Genomic DNA, 15,863 nt, shown 5'->3' with positions numbered 1-15,863 from the left:
ATGAGCTATAACATCGCCCTGAATTTTGAAGATGGCGTCACGCGTTTTATCCGCTGCAATCCGGGGGAAACCGTGCTGGATGCCGCTTACCGCCAGAAGGTTAACCTGCCGATGGACTGTTCCGACGGGGTGTGCGGCACCTGCAAGTGCCGCTGCGCCAGTGGGGACTACGACCTGGGAGATGACTTTATCGACGAAGCGCTGTCAGACGACGAAGCCGAACAGCGCCAGGTGCTGACCTGCCAGATGGTGCCGTCATCGGACTGCGTGATCGACGTGCCTGGGGTGGCATCGGCCTGTAAGACCGCCATTAGCAGCCACGAAGCGAAGGTCATACGCTGCGAATCGCTGTCGCCCAGCGCCATTGAACTGGAGCTGGAACTGGCTCAGGGCATTGATTTTCTGCCGGGGCAGTACGTCAATATTCAGGTGCCGGGCGGTCCGCACCAGCGGGCTTACTCTTTCAGTTCGCGTCCCGGCGATACCCGGGTCAGCTTTTTGATCCGTAACGTGCCCGGCGGGTTGATGAGCGGCTGGCTGACGGGCAGGGCGACGCCGGGCCAGGGCCTGAGTCTGACCGGCCCGATGGGCAGCTTCTGGCTGCGCCCGCTCCAGCGCCCGACGCTGATGCTGGCGGGGGGCACCGGGCTGGCGCCGCTGCTTTCAATGCTGCGCCAACTGGCGAGCGCCGAGGTCTGTTGGCCGGTGACGCTGCTGTACGGCGTGACCCGCGACGAGGATCTGGTTCTGAGCGATGAACTCGATGCGCTGGCGCAGCAGATTTCCGGCTTCCGCTGGCTGCCGGTGGTGGCGGATGACAAATCCAGCTGCCCGCAAAAGGGCTTTGTCACCGACCACTTCAGCGATGAGTTGCTGAACGACGGCGAAGTGGATATCTATCTGTGCGGACCACCGCCGATGGTCGATGCGGTGCTGGGCAACCTGCGCGAGCGCGGCATCACGCCGGTCGGCTTCCATTATGAAAAATTCGCCCCGAGCCAGAGCGCGGCGGCCTGAGGAATGAATGATGCGATTTCAGGATAAAGTAGTGGTGATTACCGGTGCGGCCCAGGGTATTGGCCGCCAGGTGGCGGAGCAGGCGGCCCGGGAAGGGGCGAGCCTGGTCTTGATCGACCGGGCGCGTTTTGTACACGAACTGGCGGCGCAACTGGCGGAGCGGGGTTGTCCGGTGCTGGCGCTGGAGGCGGATCTGGAACAGTGGGAAAGCACCCGGCAGGCTATCTCCCGGGCCCACGGCCATTTCGGCGCTATCGATGTGTTGATCAACAATGTGGGGGGTACCATCTGGGCCCGACCTTTTGCCGAATATGAGCCACAGCAGATAGAAGCGGAAATTCGCCGCTCGCTGTTTCCCACCCTGTGGGGCTGTCGGGCGGTACTGCCCTTTATGCTGGCCCGGGGCGGCGGCGCCATTGTCAATGTCTCGTCGGTGGCAACCCGTGGCGTGAACCGGGTGCCTTATTCGGCGGCTAAAGGGGGCGTGAATGCCATTACGCAGTCGCTGGCGATGGAGTACAGCGGCAGCGGTATCCGCATTAATGCCACGGCGCCAGGGGGAACCGAAGCGCCGCCGCGCCTGACGCCGCGTAATCAGGAAACGCCGGACGCCCGGGAGCAGGCGTGGTATCAGCAGGTGGTGGAGCAGACCACCGATAGTAGCCTGATGCATCGCTACGGTACGCTGCGCGAGCAGGCCAGCGCCATTCTGTTTCTGGCCAGCGACGATGCCAGCTATATTACCGGCACCGTGCTGCCCGTGGCGGGAGGGGATTTGGGGTAACGGGAGAGGGCGACGGCGTGTCGCCCTCAGGTTGATGACAAAGAGGGAAAAACGTGGTTTTCCCTCTTTATGGTTATCAACCGAGCTGGAACTGCGTCACGCTGTGTTTCAGTTCCCGGGCCCTGGTGGTCAGCGTCCGGGTAGTGGCCGATATCTCTTCAACCAGCACCGCATTCTGCTGGGTGACGGAATCCATCTGACTGACCGCCAGGTTTATCTGATCGATGCCGCGGCTCTGCTCGCTGGTGGACATAGCAATCTCATCCATCAGATCGCTAACCTGCTGCACCGCTTTCAGGATTCGCGTCATGCTTTCACCGGCGCGACTGACCTGGCCGCTGCCGCAGGCGATCTGCTCGCCGGACTGCTCGATCAGCGTTTTAATCTCTTTCGCGGCCACCGAAGATCGCTGGGCCAGACTGCGTACTTCGCTGGCGACCACCGCGAAGCCGCGCCCCTGCTCACCGGCCCGGGCCGCTTCCACTGCGGCGTTAAGCGCCAGAATATTGGTCTGGAACGCAATATCTTCAATAATGCCGATAATGCTGTCTATTTTCGCAGAACCGGTTTCGATATGGCGCATTGAGATCACCACTTCGCCGACAATGGCGTCGCCATCGCGGGCGGCGTTGCGCATCTCTTCCGCCAGGTTGCTGGCCTGACGGGCGTTATCGGAGGTCTGACGCACGGTGGCGGTTAACTGTTCCATGCTGGCCGCGGTCTGGCTCAGAGAGGCGGCCTGCTGTTCGGTGCGACTCGACAGATCGTCATTGCCGGTGGCGATTTCGTCTGCGGTATGGGCAACGATATCGCCGGTGGAACGAACTTCGCTAATAATCTGCGCCAGCGACTGACGCATACGCTCCAGCGCCCGCAGCATCTCGCTGGTTTCATCACGGCCGGTGGCAATAATGACTTGATCCAGACAGCCACGCGCCATTTCATCGCACCTGGCCTGAGCCTCACCCAGTGGCGCGATAATGCGGCGCTTGATTTGCAGGAACAGCATCAACAGCACCAGCAGGAACAGGGCCGTATCTACCGTGATGGAAATCAGGCCGGAGGTAAAGCGGCCTTTAGCCTCCTGATTCAGGTGGCTGGCATAGTTTTCGTGAAAGGCCAACAGTTTATCCAGCGTCTGTTCAAATTCGCTATCCAGTTGGGGAAGGGTGTTGGCGGCCAGATGCGCGGTGCGCAGGGCATCGCCCTGGCGGGCTGCGTCCATTAAGGGCTCCAGCCCCTGCTGATGGTAGCGTTGCCAGGCGTCGCGATAGCGATTAGCCAGCGTCTGCTCATCCGCCTGTTTGGGAAGCCCCATATAGGTATTAAATGCCGCTTCGCCTTTGTTTAGCGCAGTCTGCGCCGCTGCTACCGCCGCGCTGGCACCTTGCGGATTCGCGCGTTCGGCCTGCAATAGCGACTCGTTAATGTGCACCCGCATAGTACGGCTGTGGTTAATAGGATCGATAATCGACAGTGCGACACGGATCTCGCGGTTAACGCTATCCAGCGCCTTGTTACTGCGTATTAGCGACAGGGTTGAGAGCGCGGTACCAATCAGGAACAACAGCAGTAACAGTGAAAAAGCGATAAGCAAAAGACGCTTTACAGACATGAGAGATCCTTGCATCAATGAAAAGTGCACATCATAAAAATCGTTTTATCCACGAAGTTATCGGCGTGCTGATGCAGAGGTTTAGAGGAGATGATAAAAAAAATGCGGGGAAAAATCTGAGCCAGCGGGAAGCTGGCTCAAAAGTGATCAATCAAAAACGCCGTTAATCACTGCGGTGACCAGGGCGGTACTGGCGGCGATTAGCACCAGATCGTTGCCGGCAATCTGCCACTCATAGCCGGGATAGTATGGGAGATCGCGCAACATCCCGCCCGGAACGGCTTTTTTAGCGATGCCGGGAGGCAGCGGTTTGCCACGGGCCAGGTTTTTGGCGATGCCCGGCGGCAGGGAACGGTAACCGGTCAGCCCGTGGTTGACCGCCAGACGACGCAGGTCCGGAATGCTGATATCCAGCGAAATATTATCCGGATGGTAGCCGCGCTTGCGGGAGCCGTGGCCACCGTAATCATCACCGCGGTTGTCATAGCCTTTGTCGCTATTGCCTTTACCGTTATTGCCTTTATTACCGTGGTTGCCGTTATTTCCTTTGCCCGGGTTGCCGTTACCTTTATTGCCGTGGAAGGCCGAATTACCATTGCCTTTCCCATTACCGTTTCCATTGCCGTTACCGGGGTTAGCAAGGGTTGGGGCGGAAAGCATGGCGAAGCAGCTGGCCAGAATAATGGCGAGAGCGGATTGACGACGAATGTTCATCTGTGGTTTTCCTTACAGAGTCGGTATCACAACTATTCAAGCATAATTTACGCCATAAACCATGGGCTTTTTCCTGGTTTATTGCGGCGTACGTGCCAGACTTACTGGCATCAATCGTGAGATGAAACTAAGGAGATCGGGATGAGATTGCCACTTTGTCTTCTGCTCGGCGGCGCGCTGGCGCTCCCCTGTATGGTATTAAGCGCACAAGCGCAGGAACAGCACGCCAGTCCAATGAATCAGGAGTATCACCAACAAATGTCGCGCATGCACGATGAGATGATGGCGGCCATGAACGAGCAGGATCCGGATCGGGCATTTGCCCGTGGTATGCTGGCCCACCATATCGGTGCGGTAGAGATGGCCCAGACCCAGTTGAAATACGGTAAGGATCCGGAAATGCGTCGCCTGGCGGAAAGTGTGATTGCCGCCCAGCAGCAGGAAATTAATCAGATGAAGGCGCACCCGGCTAAGTAGTTTGATGGAGGGAAGGGGAGGATGCCAGCGTTGTTAGTCTGAAACGCTAAGCCGGATTTCTCCGGCTTAGCTACGGCATCAGATACTTAATCCGCCGGCGATATCAATAGCGCTACCTGTAATATATCCCCCTTGCGGGCCTGCCAGGAAAGTCACCATTGCGGCGACCTCTTCCAGAGTAGCTATGCGGCGAATAGGGTGAAGATCCATCAGTGATTCCGGAACCGATTCGCCTAACGCTTCACGCGACATCTCTGTTGGCATTACGCCAGGCTGGATAACGTTTACCGTGATATTCTTTTCGCCAAGATCCCGAGCCACGCCTTTGGCATAGCCTACGATGGCCGCCTTCGTTCCCGCATAGTCGGCGGCGCCCGCGAAGGGAACATGGCCGCCCATCAGGGAGCCAATGAAGATTATCCGGCCTCCCGCAGACAGAACCTGCGCAGCGGCGCGGGTAATTCCCACCGGTCCCATAACGTTGGTTTGCCACTGGCGATCAAGATTAAGGGTATCAAGCTGAGGGTCGTCCACCGTTTTGCCCTGGACCGCGATGGCCGCGTTATTCACCAGAATATCCAGCTTACCGAACTGTGAAAGCACTTCCTGAATCAGAGGTTGAGCGGTAGAGGTATCAGCCTGATCGCTCTGAATAGCCAACGCCCGTACGCCCTTTGCTCGCAGTTTCTCTGCCACGGCCTCCGCTTTTTCACCAGATGCGACATAAGTAATCACCACATCCGCGCCCTGATCGGCAAATTGCTCGGCGATAACAGCGCCAAGCCCGCGCGACCCACCTGTGACCAGTGCCACTTTACCTGCTAATGATTTCTGCATAACACATTCCTTCCATTCATGATTGACCCCGTTGTGGGACCTGGAACCTTTCATTGTGTCAATATCGTAATGGACGTTATGAAATTAGACTTATCCCGTCAAGCGATTTAATATCGGTCGTTATGAAATAACGGGGTCATGTGATGGGACGCAATCGCGAATTTGATGTGGTAGAGGCGCTGGATGCGGCGCTTGGTGTTTTCTGGAACAAAGGGTATGAGGGGACCTCGTATTCTGATTTAACCAGAGCGACCGGCGTGGAGCGTCCTGCGCTTTATTCCGCTTTTGGCAATAAGGAAGCGCTGTTTCTGCGTGCGCTGGAGCATTATCACTCGCATTACCTGGATTTCTTTCCGGTAGCGCTGACGCAGCCAACCGCAAAAGCGGTAGCGGCGTATATGCTGCGCGCCGCCGCGGATTTGCATACCCGCTATCCGGAACATACTGGCTGCCTGGGAATCAACGGTGCGCTGGCCTGTTCTGACGTTGCAAAGCCGGTACAAAAAGCGTTGATAGCAGCGCGTGAAGCTGGAGAAGCACAGCTGTGTGAAAGATTTGAAAAGGCTAAAGCCGAAGGCGACTTGCCTCAGACTGCCGACTGCGCAGCCTTAGCCGCATATATGTGTACCGTACTCAATGGAATGGCTATCCAGGCAAAGGCGGGGGTGGGGCGTGACAAGCTGGAGGCGATAATCAATCAGGTGCTGGCAGGCTGGCCATCCTGAGTGGGGGGCAGGAAAGAGCGCTCTTCTATGAAATATCAAAAAACACTGCAGCGATTATTGTTAAACGATCCTCTACGGATGAAGGCCCTTTACGCGGTTCGGGCTTTACAACTCTGCGATGGTTGGATCGGTGCCGGTTTTGTGCGGGATGCCGTATGGGATTACTTACATGGGTATGGGCAAAGGCCCGTCACTGGCGATGTGGACGTGGTCTGGTTTGACGCTGAATGCTGCGACTCCGCTCAGGATCGCGACCTGGAAGAGAGACTTAGCCAGCAGCATTCTTCGTTCAACTGGTCGGTGAAGAATCAGGCCAGAATGCATCAGCGTAACGAGCATGCTCCTTATCTTTCAACAGAGAATGCGCTGCGATACTGGCCAGAGACCGCTACGGCTGTGGCCGTCAGAATAAGGGATACGGGCCTTATTGAGATTATTGCGCCCTGGGGCCTTGACGATCTGTTCGAACTGCGACTCAGGCCAACGCGGCAATTCGAACGGGAAAAGTTCGCTATTTTCAGGCATCGCTTAGTCTCAAAACGGTGGTTAGAACGCTATCCCCTGTTGCAGCTTATCGCTCCCTGAACCAATGCTTTCGCCCGGGAGCGCCCCCCGGGCTTCCACCTGTACATATACTCAGAACGGGAGCTGACGGGCCGTGGTTTGCAGGGTTATCCAGCGCAGATCGGTAAATTCGTCGATCCCGGCCTGACCGCCAAAGCGGCCGTAGCCGGAATCCTTCACGCCGCCGAACGGCATTTGCGCTTCGTCGTGCACCGTGGGGCCGTTGATATGACAGATGCCGGTGTGCAGACGCTGGGCCACCCGCCAGGCCCGGGCGCTGTCGCGGCTGAACACGGCGGCGGACAGGCCGTAAGGGCTGTCGTTGGCGCAGGCGATGGCTTGCTCTTCGCCGTCGACGTGGATAATTCCTTTCACCGGACCGAATGACTCTTCATGGTACAGCCGCATCTGTGGGGTAATTCCGTCCAGCACCGTGGCGGGCATCAGCGGACTTTGCGAGCGGCCCCCGGTCACCAGTCTGGCACCGTGGGCGACGGCATCGTCAATAAGCTGATTACAGCGTTCCAGCGCCCGGCTGTCGGCAATGGCTCCTAGCACGGACGGCCCCAGGCGCGGATCGCCCAGAGGCAGACTTTCAGCCTTCGCGGCAAACTGTTCCACAAAGCTCCCGGCAATGCGCTGGTCGACGATAATGCGTTCGGTGGACATGCAGATCTGCCCTGAATTGGCGAAAGCGCCAAAGGCGGCGCAGGCCACGGCGTGTTCGATATCGGCATCGTCCAGCACCAGCAGCGGCGCTTTACCGCCCAGTTCCAGCACAGCGGGTTTCAGATAGCGGCCGCAGGTTTCGGCAATAATCCGCCCGACGTGGGTTGAACCGGTAAAGTTGACCCGCCGAACCGCCGGGTGAGCGATCAGCGTTTCGACAATCTGCGCGGCATCCTGTGGCGCATTAGTGATGAAGTTCACGACTCCAGGCGGAAAACCGGCGTCGTTCAACGCGGTGGCGATCAGCGCATGGGTTGCCGGGCACAGTTCAGATCCTTTAAAAACAACGCTGTTGCCGCAGGCCAGCGGGGTGGCGATAGCGCGCACCCCGAGGATCACGGGTGCGTTCCAGGGGGCGATGCCCAGCACCACGCCAGCGGGCTGACGCACCGCCAGCGCCAGATTTCCCGGCACATCCGAAGGAATGACCGAGCCGTTTATCTGGCTGGTGAGCGCTGCCGCTTCACGCAGAATCCCGGCTCCGAGCTGCACGTTAAAACCCGCCCAGTGAGCGGAAGCACCGGTTTCGGCAGCCATGGCGGCGGCGAATTCCGCTTCCCGCGACTGCAGGGCATCGGCGGCACGCAGCAGCAGGTCGCGCCGCAGGCCTGGGCCGCTGTTGCGCCAGCTTTCAAAAACCGTGGCCGCCGCCCGGACGGCATCCTGCGCCTGTTCCAGCGTGGCGGCCGGTGCCAGGGTGGCCAGAGCATCATCAATAGGGTTGCGGCGTTCGAAGCGGGCGCCCGCATCCGGAGGAAGCGAAACGCCGTTAATCAACATTGAAGGGGTGAGGGGAGCGTTCATCGTAGACCTTATATGTTATTAAAATGTTGCTTTTATATAAGGCATAGCGTAGCGAACTGACGGGGCGCTGTCTTGTGCTATTGGCTGGCGAGCCGCACCTGTTTTAGCGTCTGCCACAGTCGCTGCTTATCGTTTTCGCTCAGGTTTTTCTGGGCAAGGGTATGGATAAACTGCGTTTTTTCAGCATCGCCCAGGGGCTGCCCGGATTTCAGCCGTTCGGCGGTTTGGGCCAGAATACGCTGGCTTAACTGCGCGATTTTTTCCCTGATTTCCGCTAACGGTCGCGGTGACCAGCCGCTTTCCGGGGCCGCCAGCCAGTCGGCGCGATAGCGATACTGAATCGCTTTGGCGGCATCCATCTGGGCCTGAATAAAGGTCTCCACGCTGGCGCCATCCAGCCCCATAGTGCGTGCATCGGCCACCGACTTTTCCAGTACCCGCTTTTCCTGGGCCAGGTCTTCAATCGCCAGATGATGCCGGGCCTTATCACCCGCTACATCCTTCATAAAAGAGAGCCTGTCGTTAATTAACGCAGCGACAGAGGCATCTGCCATCGCGCTAAGGGGAAGGGCGGTGACCGTCAGCAGAATCAGTGATGGGGTGAGTCTGGTCAGAAACATAGGGCTCCTGTGGGAAATCATATTGATCGCGCTTCAGGGACAATGATCGAAGGCAAGAAAGGACGTTTCACCAGGATGGTTTACCAGGGCTGCTTTCGCAGCCCTGAATCTGTATGCATAAGGACGTATCACCACATCAAATCATCCGGCACTTTAAAGTCGGCATAAGGATCGTCTTCATCCTGCTCTTCCTGGCTCAGCGCGCTATTTAATACAATGCTGCTGGCATCGCGCTGGGCGATTTTATCGGCGACGCTGGCGGGGATAATCGCGTATTCGCACTCATCCTTGCCATCGATAGTCAGGCGGGCAATGGCGAGACGGCCGTTGATAAGCTGCGTCTGTGTCAGCTTATCCACGTCAATTTTTTTAATAAGGTTATTGTCGGTGAAGTTAAAGCTGATATCGCCTTTTGAAATGGAGATTCGATTCATTTCAATCAACTGTTTTACCTGAGCTTTATACTCTTTCGACAAAGCCGCCTGCTTTTGCTGTTCGCTTAGCTGTCTGTCGCGCTCAAGCTGCGCTTTTTTGTTCTCTTCTACCGCCGCTCTTGCCTCGCGGGCCTGAACGCGTGATTTTTTGGCGGTTTTCTGGACCTTGGCCATTTTTTTGCTGGTCACGAGTCCTGCTTTGAGCATCTGCTCCTGTAGGGTGAGTTTTGTCATCCTGGTTTCCAAATCTGTTGATAATCTCTGACGTAAGGGTATCAGACCTTGAGCAGCTTCACGGTGGCGTCTATGTCGATCTCGTCTTCCGAGAAGATCAAAATCGTTCCCTGGAAGGTGGTAATCGCCAGTTTCTTCAGGGAACGCATATCACCGGGCTTTATGTCAGACTTCGGTTTGATACTGTTCATCAGCGCCCCTACGGACAGCACCGCGTTCTCTTTATCAATGCGGGTATCGGCAGGCACCTCTTCGCTGTACACCAGGTAAGATTTGATCGACGTGAGCTTCAGGCGCTCACCCGCGATATAGAGGTATTTGCTCTCCGGCACCACCTTCACCGCATAGGCGGACAACCCTTTGTTGTTGGTGGTGGGCTCAAACGTCACCGCAGCATCTTTCTTTATTAACTCAGGATTGGCGACCTTAATCACGTGAAAATAGCGGTTTTCGCCATTTTCATCTTTGATAAAGCCAAAACCTTTATCCTGAAACCACGTTGTGATCGTTCCTTTCATTGCCTGTTACCTGCTTAATCGTTTATCTACTCAGTTTTGCAGCGCAAAGTGTAATGCACAATGCTGGCGCAGACTATGGCTTATTTGGTGTGAGTCCTGAGAAGGGACGTTGGAAAGGAGGGGGGGTTAGCGCGGCAGACTATGGCACACAGCGCCACAGTCTGCTATGAGGTCGGGACTTATTCCGCAAAGTTGATAAGCGCATCTCCGGACAGGCGATAGCGTACCCACTCACTCTGTGGGAGGGCGCCGATACTCAGGTAGAAGTCGATGGCGGGTTGATTCCAGTCCAGCACGCTCCATTCCAGGCGGCCACACTGTCTGGCTACGGCATATCGGGCAATGGTTTTCATTAACGCTTTACCGGCGCCGTTGCCGCGAAAGGCGGGTGACACATAGAGATCTTCCATATAAATGCCGTTACGGCCAAGCCAGGTGGAATAACTGGTAAAAAAGACGGCGTAACCCACCGCTTTACCCGCTATTTCGCAGATCAACGCTTCGGTTTTGCTGTCTGCGCCAAACAGCGAAGTTTTGATCTCATCAGGGGTGGTTACGACCTCTTCAGGGGCTTTTTCGTAAATCGCCAGTTCATAAATCATGTCGTAGATGGCCTGGGTGTCGTTCGGGGTCGCCTGGCGAATAATCATACTCATTGTTTTTCCTGCCGTTTATGTCGTGTGGACGTTGAGATTGTCTGCTGACAGCATAATCAGTATTGTTAAAAGAATTAAGTGCAATGAAATCACATAATGATGAATACCATGCATCCAGCCCTGCGGCGCATCGATCTGAACCTGTTACCGGCATTTGACGCTATCTATCGCCACCGCTCAGTCCGGATGGCGGCAGAAGAGTTGATTATGAGCACGTCCGCTTTGAGTCATGCGCTGTCTCGCTTGCGGATTGCGCTAAACGATCCGCTCTTTTATCGGGAAGGCCATCGAATGTGCCCCAGCGTGTACGCAACGCAGATAGCCCCCTCCATCGCTTCTGCATTAGCCTTTTTAAACCAGGAGCTGATTCCACAACCCGATTTTTTCCCCGCCGTTAGCAGCGACTGTTTACAGATTGCCATCACGGACTTTACCGCTTTTTGCATCTTCCCTGCGTTGATGAACAGAGTGCAACACAGGGCGCCGGGTCTTAGTTTTGAATTGCGTTATTTGCCACACAGTCCGGCATTAACGGAACTGCTGGCGGGAGATGTCGATCTGGCGTTAGGATTCAGCGCCCGGGATGAAACGGAGCACCCGGATCTGGACGCTATCTGCTGGCAAAGAGACGACTACGTGGTTATCAGCCATATGCAGCGCTCGCATTTAACGTTGAAGGATTATCTGGCGGCCAGGCATCTGGTGGTGACCCCATGGAATGAGGCGTACGGCGTTCTCGATCTGGCGCTTGAACGCATGGGGCATACCCGGCAGGTTACCGTTAAAACCCCATCAATGCTGAGTGCCCCCTTTATTATTGAGGAATCCGATATGTTGATGGCGATTCCTCGTAGCGCTGCCGAAAAGTTTGCCCGTACGACGCGAATTAAAATCTTTGAATTACCGTTTTATGTACCGCCTTTTGACGTGAAGATTTACACCCATAAACGCAGCGGCAAACGTGGCGCAACCCACTGGCTGAAAAACGAATTGCAACAAATGGCGAATGAATTAGCAGGTGAATGAATCCGTGAATCTGACATCGCCCAACTTTCCGCCACTCGTTACCCTGACCGCCTCAATATCCGCATCCCACTGACAATCAGTGATAAACTGATAACGCTGTCGTCTGAGCAGGGGGCGGCGTTAACAGACTGAAAAGAGGAGGCGATATGTCCCATCTGGATGAAATTTCCACCCGCGTTGATGCGGCGATCGAAGAGGGGGTCATCGCCCATATGAATGAGCTGCTGATTGCGTTAAGCAACGACGGCGAACTGGGGCGCGACGATCGTTATCAGCAGCAGCAGCGCCTGCGCATCGCCATCTCTCACCATGGCCGCAAACACAAAGAAGATATGGAGCGGGAAAGTGAAGAGCGTAACGCACGCCTGACCCGCGGCGGCACTATTCTCTGAATTCAGGAGCATTAACAATGCACATTGCTTTTATCGGTATGGGCGGCATGGGGCAGCCCATGGCGTTGAATCTGCTGGCCGCAGGCCATGAACTGGCGGTATGGAATCGCTCTAAAGAACCGACTCAGGAGCCGGTTGCCCGGGGCGCCAGGGCCTGCCGCGCGCCGGACGATGTGGGAACAGCGGACGTGCTGATCTCGATGCTGGCGGATGACGATGTCACCCACAGCGTGGTGGTGGAAAGCGGCGCGCTGGCGGCGCTGAAGTCTGGCGCTGTCTGGATCAATATGGCTACCGTTTCGGTCGCTTTTACCCAACGCATGGCGCAGCTGTGCAGCGATCGGCAGCTGCGCTATGTGGCGGCGCCAGTGTTGGGCAGAGTGGATGTGGCGGCCGCAGGGCAGTTGAATATTCTGGCTGCGGGCGAAGAGGCCACCCTTGACGAAGTTCAGCCGCTGTTCGATGTGCTGGGCAAACAGACCTGGCGCTTTGGCGAGCTGCCGGAGCAGGCGGCGGCGGTGAAGCTGGCGGCCAACTTTATGCTGGCCAGCGCCATCGAAACCATGGGCGAAAGTGCCGCACTGGTGGAAGCCTGGGGCGTGGGCAAGGGGGAATTTCTGAACATGATGACCTCCACGCTATTCTCTGCGCCAGCCTATAAAAATTACGGCGCGATGATCGCTGAAGACAGGTATCAGCCTGCCGGATTTACCATGAAGCTGGGGCTGAAGGATGTGCGGCTGGCCCAGCAGGCGGCAGAGAGCCGTAACGTCCCCATGGGCATCGCCGGGGTACTGCGCGACAGCTATCTGGATGCTCTGGCCCACGGCGATGAAAAGCTGGACTGGGCGGCGCTGGCGACCGTAAGCGCGCGGCGCAGCGGCCAGAAAAAGTAATAGTAAAAAGGCGGTGCGCCGAACGGGCACCGCCTGAAATCAGGCGCCTTGCTGAGTATCAGGCTGCGGACGCTGGTCGAGCTGCAGCTGCATAAAGGTCAGATCCAGCCAGCGGCCAAATTTGGCACCCACCTGCGGCATCTGTGCCGTCACCCGAAATCCCAGCTTTTCATGCAGCCGCAGTGACGCTCGATTACGGGACTCGATACCGGCCACCATCACATGCTTGCCCTGATGACGCGCCTCGGCGATCAGCTGTTCCATCAGCCGGAGCGCAATACCTTTGCCCTGATGGTCGGGATGGACATAAACCGAATGCTCCACGGTATGGCGAAAGCCTTCAAAGGCGCGCCAGTCTCCCCAGGAGGCATACCCGGCTATCGCGTCGTTGTCCTCGCAGGCCACCAGCACCGGGTAGCCAACCTGCTGGCGCTGGTTCAGCCAGGCGATGCGGTTATCGGCATCCACGGTTTGCTCATTCCAGATAGCATCGGTATGCAGTACCGCATGGTTATAAATAGTGGCAATGGCGGCGCAGTCCTCGACCCGCGCCTGGCGAATATTCATGGTGTTCCCTGTCCGTTTATCAGTTGTTATCCCTTTCTGAATAACAGGGAGCTCGCCGTGAATCAAGGGCTGAGGATAACAAATTCATCCCCCGGAAACAGGGCATTACATAAAGAAGGGCGCCAGTCGCTGGCGCAAAGGGCTATGCTATGGGGGAGTTTGAACAGCACAGGAGTGAATCGTGACACAACAAGAGAACCGCCGCTGGGTACTGGCTTCCCGTCCTGAAGGGGCGCCGGTCGCCGGGAATTTCCGTCTGGAACGTGGTCCTGTTCCCGAGCCGGGTCAGGGTGAGGTGTTACTGCGCACCGTCTGGCTGTCGCTGGATCCCTATATGCGTGGGCGAATGAGCGATGCACCGTCTTACGCGCCGCCGGTTCAACTGGGCGAGCCGATGCCGGGCGGTACTGTCTGCCGGGTGGTGACGTCACATCATCCCGACTATCAGGCCGGCGACTGGGTGCTCAGCTACAGCGGCTGGCAGGATTATCAGCTCTCCGACGGTAGCGGACTGGTGGGGCTGGGCGACAATCCGTCGCATCCCTCCTGGGCCCTTGGCGTACTGGGGATGCCAGGCTTTACCGCCTATATGGGGCTGCTGGATATCGGCCAGCCGAAGGCGGGGGAAACCCTGGTGGTTGCCGCCGCTACCGGCCCGGTCGGGGCCACCGTGGGGCAGATCGGTAAGCTGAAAGGGTGCCGGGTGGTCGGCGTGGCCGGTGGTGAAGAGAAATGCCGCTATGCGGTGGAGACTCTGGGGTTCGATCAATGCCTGGATCACCGCGCGCCGGATTTTGCCGAACAGCTGGCCAAAGCCTGTCCGCAGGGTATCGATATCTACTATGAAAACGTGGGCGGTAAGGTGTTCGATGCGGTGTTACCGCTGCTGAATACCAGCGCCCGTGTTCCGGTATGCGGCCTGGTTTCCGGCTATAACGCTACCCAGCTGCCGCCGGGGCCGGATCGCCTGGCGCTACTGATGGGCACCATCCTGAAAAAGCGCATCCGGATGCAGGGTTTTATTATCGGTCAGGACTACGGGCACCGGATTGACGAGTTCCGCCGCGATATGATCCCCTGGGTTCAGCAAGGCAAGATCCACTATCGCGAGATGGTAATCGAAGGCCTGGAGCAGGCGCCCCAGGGGTTGATCGACCTGCTGGAAGGGAAAAACTTCGGTAAGGTGGTGGTGCGCGTCGGCGCAGATGACTAACCGATAATTTACGGCGGGCTACGGTCCGCCGTTTTTCTCTTTGCCTCTGGTACTGGTTCCGCCACAGTAATATCCCGCCAAAAGCCGTCTGTTTGCAGGCGACTTTAAACTCCTGTCGTTTTGGCCCAAAACAATCGCTGATTGTCCTTTGGGCGAATAGTGATATCTGCTGGCTGTAGCATACTAAAGCCCATAGCCGCTATAGCTAAAACTGACAGGAGCAGACAATGAAAATTACCCAGGTACGTAACGCTACTCAGATTATCGAATATGCCGGTAAAAAGTTTCTTATCGATCCGTTACTGGCAGAGAAAGACGCTTACCCTGGCTATGAAGGCTGTGTGCGTTCGGATATTCGGGTGCCGATGGTCGAACTGCCTTTTGATATCGCCACATTACTGGATGTTGACGCCATTATCGTGACTCATACCCACCCGGATCACTGGGATGACGCTGCCGTAGCGCAGATCCCCAAAGACAAACCGATCTTCGTGCAGAACGGCAGCGATGAGCAACTACTGCATTCCCAGGGATTCACCAGGCTGACGGTGCTGACGGAGCAGACCCTGTTCGGGGATATCGCGCTGATTAAAACCGTCTGCCAGCACGGCACCGATGCCGCCTATGCCAACCCCGATATTGCGGCACGGCTGGGTGATGCCAGCGGCGTGGTGTTTAAGCATCCGGACGAAAAAACGCTGTATCTGATCGGCGATTCTATCTGGGTGCCATCAGTTGAAGATAATCTGACAAAACATCGACCCGATGTGCTGATAATGAATACCGGTTGGGCCCATATTCTTCACTATGGACCGATCATTTTTGGCAAAGAGGATCTGATTAAGGCACATCTGATACTGCCGCAGGCGCAAATTGTCGCCACCCATATGGAAGCCATTAATCACTGTCTGGTGACGCGTAGTGATTTAATGGAATATGCGCGAATTAATGAAATCGATAATTTTGTTAGTGCGCCGTTGGATGGGGAATCTCTGGTGTATTGAATTGAATGACGGGGCGCGGTTTGCGCCCCGTCAGGTT

General features: G+C 56.7%; 20 protein-coding genes. 11 read left to right on the top strand and 9 right to left on the bottom strand.

Going from position 1 to position 15,863, the window contains the following annotated elements:
- Both benC and benD read left to right on the top strand, forming a co-directional pair.
- Window positions 1-1,017: a benzoate 1,2-dioxygenase electron transfer component BenC gene (benC, locus tag FEM41_RS18115; protein WP_138097582.1), complete on the top strand. Its 1,017-nt coding sequence runs from the start codon at window positions 1-3 to the stop codon at window positions 1,015-1,017.
- Window positions 1,018-1,027: 10 nt separating this feature from the next.
- Window positions 1,028-1,801: a benzoate diol dehydrogenase BenD gene (benD, locus tag FEM41_RS18110; protein ID WP_138099251.1), complete on the top strand. Its 774-nt coding sequence runs from the start codon at window positions 1,028-1,030 to the stop codon at window positions 1,799-1,801.
- A gap of 76 nt (window positions 1,802-1,877) precedes the next feature.
- On the opposite strand, the gene FEM41_RS18105 is transcribed toward benD, so the two are convergent.
- Window positions 1,878-3,416, bottom strand: coding sequence for a methyl-accepting chemotaxis protein (locus FEM41_RS18105; protein WP_138097581.1), 1,539 nt, complete (start codon window positions 3,414-3,416; stop codon window positions 1,878-1,880).
- A 17-nt stretch (window positions 3,417-3,433) separates the two neighbouring features.
- Between FEM41_RS18105 and FEM41_RS24610 the strand changes: the two genes are divergently transcribed.
- On the top strand, window positions 3,434-3,583 hold the full coding sequence (locus FEM41_RS24610) for a hypothetical protein (RefSeq protein WP_168198823.1): 150 nt from the start codon (window positions 3,434-3,436) through the stop codon (window positions 3,581-3,583).
- Here the strand turns inward: FEM41_RS24610 and FEM41_RS18100 are convergent.
- Window positions 3,564-4,130 carry an anti-virulence regulator CigR family protein gene (locus FEM41_RS18100; RefSeq protein ID WP_138097580.1) on the bottom strand — a complete coding sequence of 189 codons (567 nt, stop codon included), beginning with the start codon at window positions 4,128-4,130 and terminating at the stop codon, window positions 3,564-3,566. The genes FEM41_RS24610 and FEM41_RS18100 overlap by 20 nt on opposite strands.
- 141 nt (window positions 4,131-4,271) lie before the next feature.
- On the opposite strand from FEM41_RS18100, the gene copM reads away from it, so the two are divergent.
- Window positions 4,272-4,607 carry a CopM family metallochaperone gene (copM, locus tag FEM41_RS18095; RefSeq protein ID WP_138097579.1) on the top strand — a complete coding sequence of 112 codons (336 nt, stop codon included), beginning with the start codon at window positions 4,272-4,274 and terminating at the stop codon, window positions 4,605-4,607.
- Between the two features lie 78 nt (window positions 4,608-4,685).
- Here the strand turns inward: copM and FEM41_RS18090 are convergent, their stop codons facing one another.
- Window positions 4,686-5,444, bottom strand: coding sequence for an SDR family NAD(P)-dependent oxidoreductase (locus FEM41_RS18090; RefSeq protein ID WP_138097578.1), 759 nt, complete (start codon window positions 5,442-5,444; stop codon window positions 4,686-4,688).
- A gap of 143 nt (window positions 5,445-5,587) precedes the next feature.
- Between FEM41_RS18090 and FEM41_RS18085 the strand changes: the two genes are divergently transcribed.
- Entirely contained in the window at window positions 5,588-6,169 is a 582-nt protein-coding gene (locus FEM41_RS18085) for a TetR/AcrR family transcriptional regulator (protein WP_138097577.1), read from the top strand.
- Between the two features lie 27 nt (window positions 6,170-6,196).
- Window positions 6,197-6,754, top strand: coding sequence for a nucleotidyltransferase family protein (locus tag FEM41_RS18080; protein WP_138097576.1), 558 nt, complete (start codon window positions 6,197-6,199; stop codon window positions 6,752-6,754).
- Between the two features lie 51 nt (window positions 6,755-6,805).
- On the opposite strand, the gene FEM41_RS18075 is transcribed toward FEM41_RS18080, so the two are convergent.
- From FEM41_RS18075 to FEM41_RS18055, 5 genes are all read right to left on the bottom strand, one after another.
- Window positions 6,806-8,242 (bottom strand): aldehyde dehydrogenase, encoded by a 1,437-nt coding sequence (locus FEM41_RS18075; RefSeq protein WP_241666653.1) that lies wholly within the window; start codon window positions 8,240-8,242, stop codon window positions 6,806-6,808.
- Between the two features lie 101 nt (window positions 8,243-8,343).
- Window positions 8,344-8,886 carry a chorismate mutase gene (locus FEM41_RS18070; protein ID WP_138097574.1) on the bottom strand — a complete coding sequence of 181 codons (543 nt, stop codon included), beginning with the start codon at window positions 8,884-8,886 and terminating at the stop codon, window positions 8,344-8,346.
- Window positions 8,887-9,014: 128 nt separating this feature from the next.
- Window positions 9,015-9,554, bottom strand: coding sequence for a DUF2058 domain-containing protein (locus FEM41_RS18065; protein WP_138097573.1), 540 nt, complete (start codon window positions 9,552-9,554; stop codon window positions 9,015-9,017).
- Between the two features lie 41 nt (window positions 9,555-9,595).
- A complete protein-coding gene (locus FEM41_RS18060; RefSeq protein WP_138097572.1) occupies window positions 9,596-10,072 on the bottom strand; it encodes a cold-shock protein in 477 nt (158 codons plus the stop codon).
- A 179-nt stretch (window positions 10,073-10,251) separates the two neighbouring features.
- Window positions 10,252-10,728 carry a GNAT family N-acetyltransferase gene (locus FEM41_RS18055; RefSeq protein WP_138097571.1) on the bottom strand — a complete coding sequence of 159 codons (477 nt, stop codon included), beginning with the start codon at window positions 10,726-10,728 and terminating at the stop codon, window positions 10,252-10,254.
- Between the two features lie 96 nt (window positions 10,729-10,824).
- Between FEM41_RS18055 and FEM41_RS18050 the strand changes: the two genes are divergently transcribed.
- The 3 genes from FEM41_RS18050 to FEM41_RS18040 all read left to right on the top strand — a co-directional run bounded on the left by FEM41_RS18050 (window position 10,825) and on the right by FEM41_RS18040 (window position 13,042).
- Complete coding sequence (locus FEM41_RS18050) at window positions 10,825-11,754, top strand: LysR family transcriptional regulator (protein ID WP_138097570.1); 930 nt, start codon at window positions 10,825-10,827, stop codon at window positions 11,752-11,754.
- 146 nt (window positions 11,755-11,900) lie between these two features.
- A complete protein-coding gene (locus FEM41_RS18045) occupies window positions 11,901-12,146 on the top strand; it encodes a DUF2526 family protein (RefSeq protein ID WP_138097569.1) in 246 nt (81 codons plus the stop codon).
- 17 nt (window positions 12,147-12,163) lie between these two features.
- Window positions 12,164-13,042 (top strand): NAD(P)-dependent oxidoreductase, encoded by an 879-nt coding sequence (locus FEM41_RS18040; RefSeq protein WP_138097568.1) that lies wholly within the window; start codon window positions 12,164-12,166, stop codon window positions 13,040-13,042.
- A 39-nt stretch (window positions 13,043-13,081) separates the two neighbouring features.
- Here the strand turns inward: FEM41_RS18040 and FEM41_RS18035 are convergent, their stop codons facing one another.
- Window positions 13,082-13,609, bottom strand: a complete 528-nt coding sequence (locus FEM41_RS18035; protein WP_138097567.1) for a GNAT family N-acetyltransferase — start codon at window positions 13,607-13,609, stop codon at window positions 13,082-13,084.
- A 181-nt stretch (window positions 13,610-13,790) separates the two neighbouring features.
- Between FEM41_RS18035 and FEM41_RS18030 the strand changes: the two genes are divergently transcribed.
- Complete coding sequence (locus tag FEM41_RS18030) at window positions 13,791-14,822, top strand: NADP-dependent oxidoreductase (RefSeq protein ID WP_421804476.1); 1,032 nt, start codon at window positions 13,791-13,793, stop codon at window positions 14,820-14,822.
- Between the two features lie 227 nt (window positions 14,823-15,049).
- Window positions 15,050-15,826, top strand: a complete 777-nt coding sequence (locus FEM41_RS18025) for an MBL fold metallo-hydrolase (protein ID WP_138097565.1) — start codon at window positions 15,050-15,052, stop codon at window positions 15,824-15,826.
- Window positions 15,827-15,863 lie beyond the last annotated feature (37 nt).

This window comes from Jejubacter calystegiae (assembly GCF_005671395.1).
Classification (GTDB): domain Bacteria; phylum Pseudomonadota; class Gammaproteobacteria; order Enterobacterales; family Enterobacteriaceae; genus Jejubacter; species Jejubacter calystegiae.
Note: the sequence above shows the minus strand (reverse complement) of the source record. Positions and strands in the feature narration are given on the sequence as shown.

What these genes read in the sequence shown, in the direction of transcription:
- benC (WP_138097582.1), top strand. Translation starts at nt 1, where the DNA reads ATGAGCTATAACATCGCCCTGAATTTTGAAGATGGCGTCACGCGTTTT.
- benD (WP_138099251.1), top strand. Translation starts at nt 1,028, where the DNA reads ATGCGATTTCAGGATAAAGTAGTGGTGATTACCGGTGCGGCCCAGGGT.
- FEM41_RS18105 (WP_138097581.1), bottom strand. Translation starts at nt 3,416, where the DNA reads ATGTCTGTAAAGCGTCTTTTGCTTATCGCTTTTTCACTGTTACTGCTG.
- FEM41_RS24610 (WP_168198823.1), top strand. Translation starts at nt 3,434, where the DNA reads ATGAAAAGTGCACATCATAAAAATCGTTTTATCCACGAAGTTATCGGC.
- FEM41_RS18100 (WP_138097580.1), bottom strand. Translation starts at nt 4,130, where the DNA reads ATGAACATTCGTCGTCAATCCGCTCTCGCCATTATTCTGGCCAGCTGC.
- copM (WP_138097579.1), top strand. Translation starts at nt 4,272, where the DNA reads ATGAGATTGCCACTTTGTCTTCTGCTCGGCGGCGCGCTGGCGCTCCCC.
- FEM41_RS18090 (WP_138097578.1), bottom strand. Translation starts at nt 5,444, where the DNA reads ATGCAGAAATCATTAGCAGGTAAAGTGGCACTGGTCACAGGTGGGTCG.
- FEM41_RS18085 (WP_138097577.1), top strand. Translation starts at nt 5,588, where the DNA reads ATGGGACGCAATCGCGAATTTGATGTGGTAGAGGCGCTGGATGCGGCG.
- FEM41_RS18080 (WP_138097576.1), top strand. Translation starts at nt 6,197, where the DNA reads ATGAAATATCAAAAAACACTGCAGCGATTATTGTTAAACGATCCTCTA.
- FEM41_RS18075 (WP_241666653.1), bottom strand. Translation starts at nt 8,242, where the DNA reads ATGTTGATTAACGGCGTTTCGCTTCCTCCGGATGCGGGCGCCCGCTTC.
- FEM41_RS18070 (WP_138097574.1), bottom strand. Translation starts at nt 8,886, where the DNA reads ATGTTTCTGACCAGACTCACCCCATCACTGATTCTGCTGACGGTCACC.
- FEM41_RS18065 (WP_138097573.1), bottom strand. Translation starts at nt 9,554, where the DNA reads ATGACAAAACTCACCCTACAGGAGCAGATGCTCAAAGCAGGACTCGTG.
- FEM41_RS18060 (WP_138097572.1), bottom strand. Translation starts at nt 10,072, where the DNA reads ATGAAAGGAACGATCACAACGTGGTTTCAGGATAAAGGTTTTGGCTTT.
- FEM41_RS18055 (WP_138097571.1), bottom strand. Translation starts at nt 10,728, where the DNA reads ATGAGTATGATTATTCGCCAGGCGACCCCGAACGACACCCAGGCCATC.
- FEM41_RS18050 (WP_138097570.1), top strand. Translation starts at nt 10,825, where the DNA reads ATGATGAATACCATGCATCCAGCCCTGCGGCGCATCGATCTGAACCTG.
- FEM41_RS18045 (WP_138097569.1), top strand. Translation starts at nt 11,901, where the DNA reads ATGTCCCATCTGGATGAAATTTCCACCCGCGTTGATGCGGCGATCGAA.
- FEM41_RS18040 (WP_138097568.1), top strand. Translation starts at nt 12,164, where the DNA reads ATGCACATTGCTTTTATCGGTATGGGCGGCATGGGGCAGCCCATGGCG.
- FEM41_RS18035 (WP_138097567.1), bottom strand. Translation starts at nt 13,609, where the DNA reads ATGAATATTCGCCAGGCGCGGGTCGAGGACTGCGCCGCCATTGCCACT.
- FEM41_RS18025 (WP_138097565.1), top strand. Translation starts at nt 15,050, where the DNA reads ATGAAAATTACCCAGGTACGTAACGCTACTCAGATTATCGAATATGCC.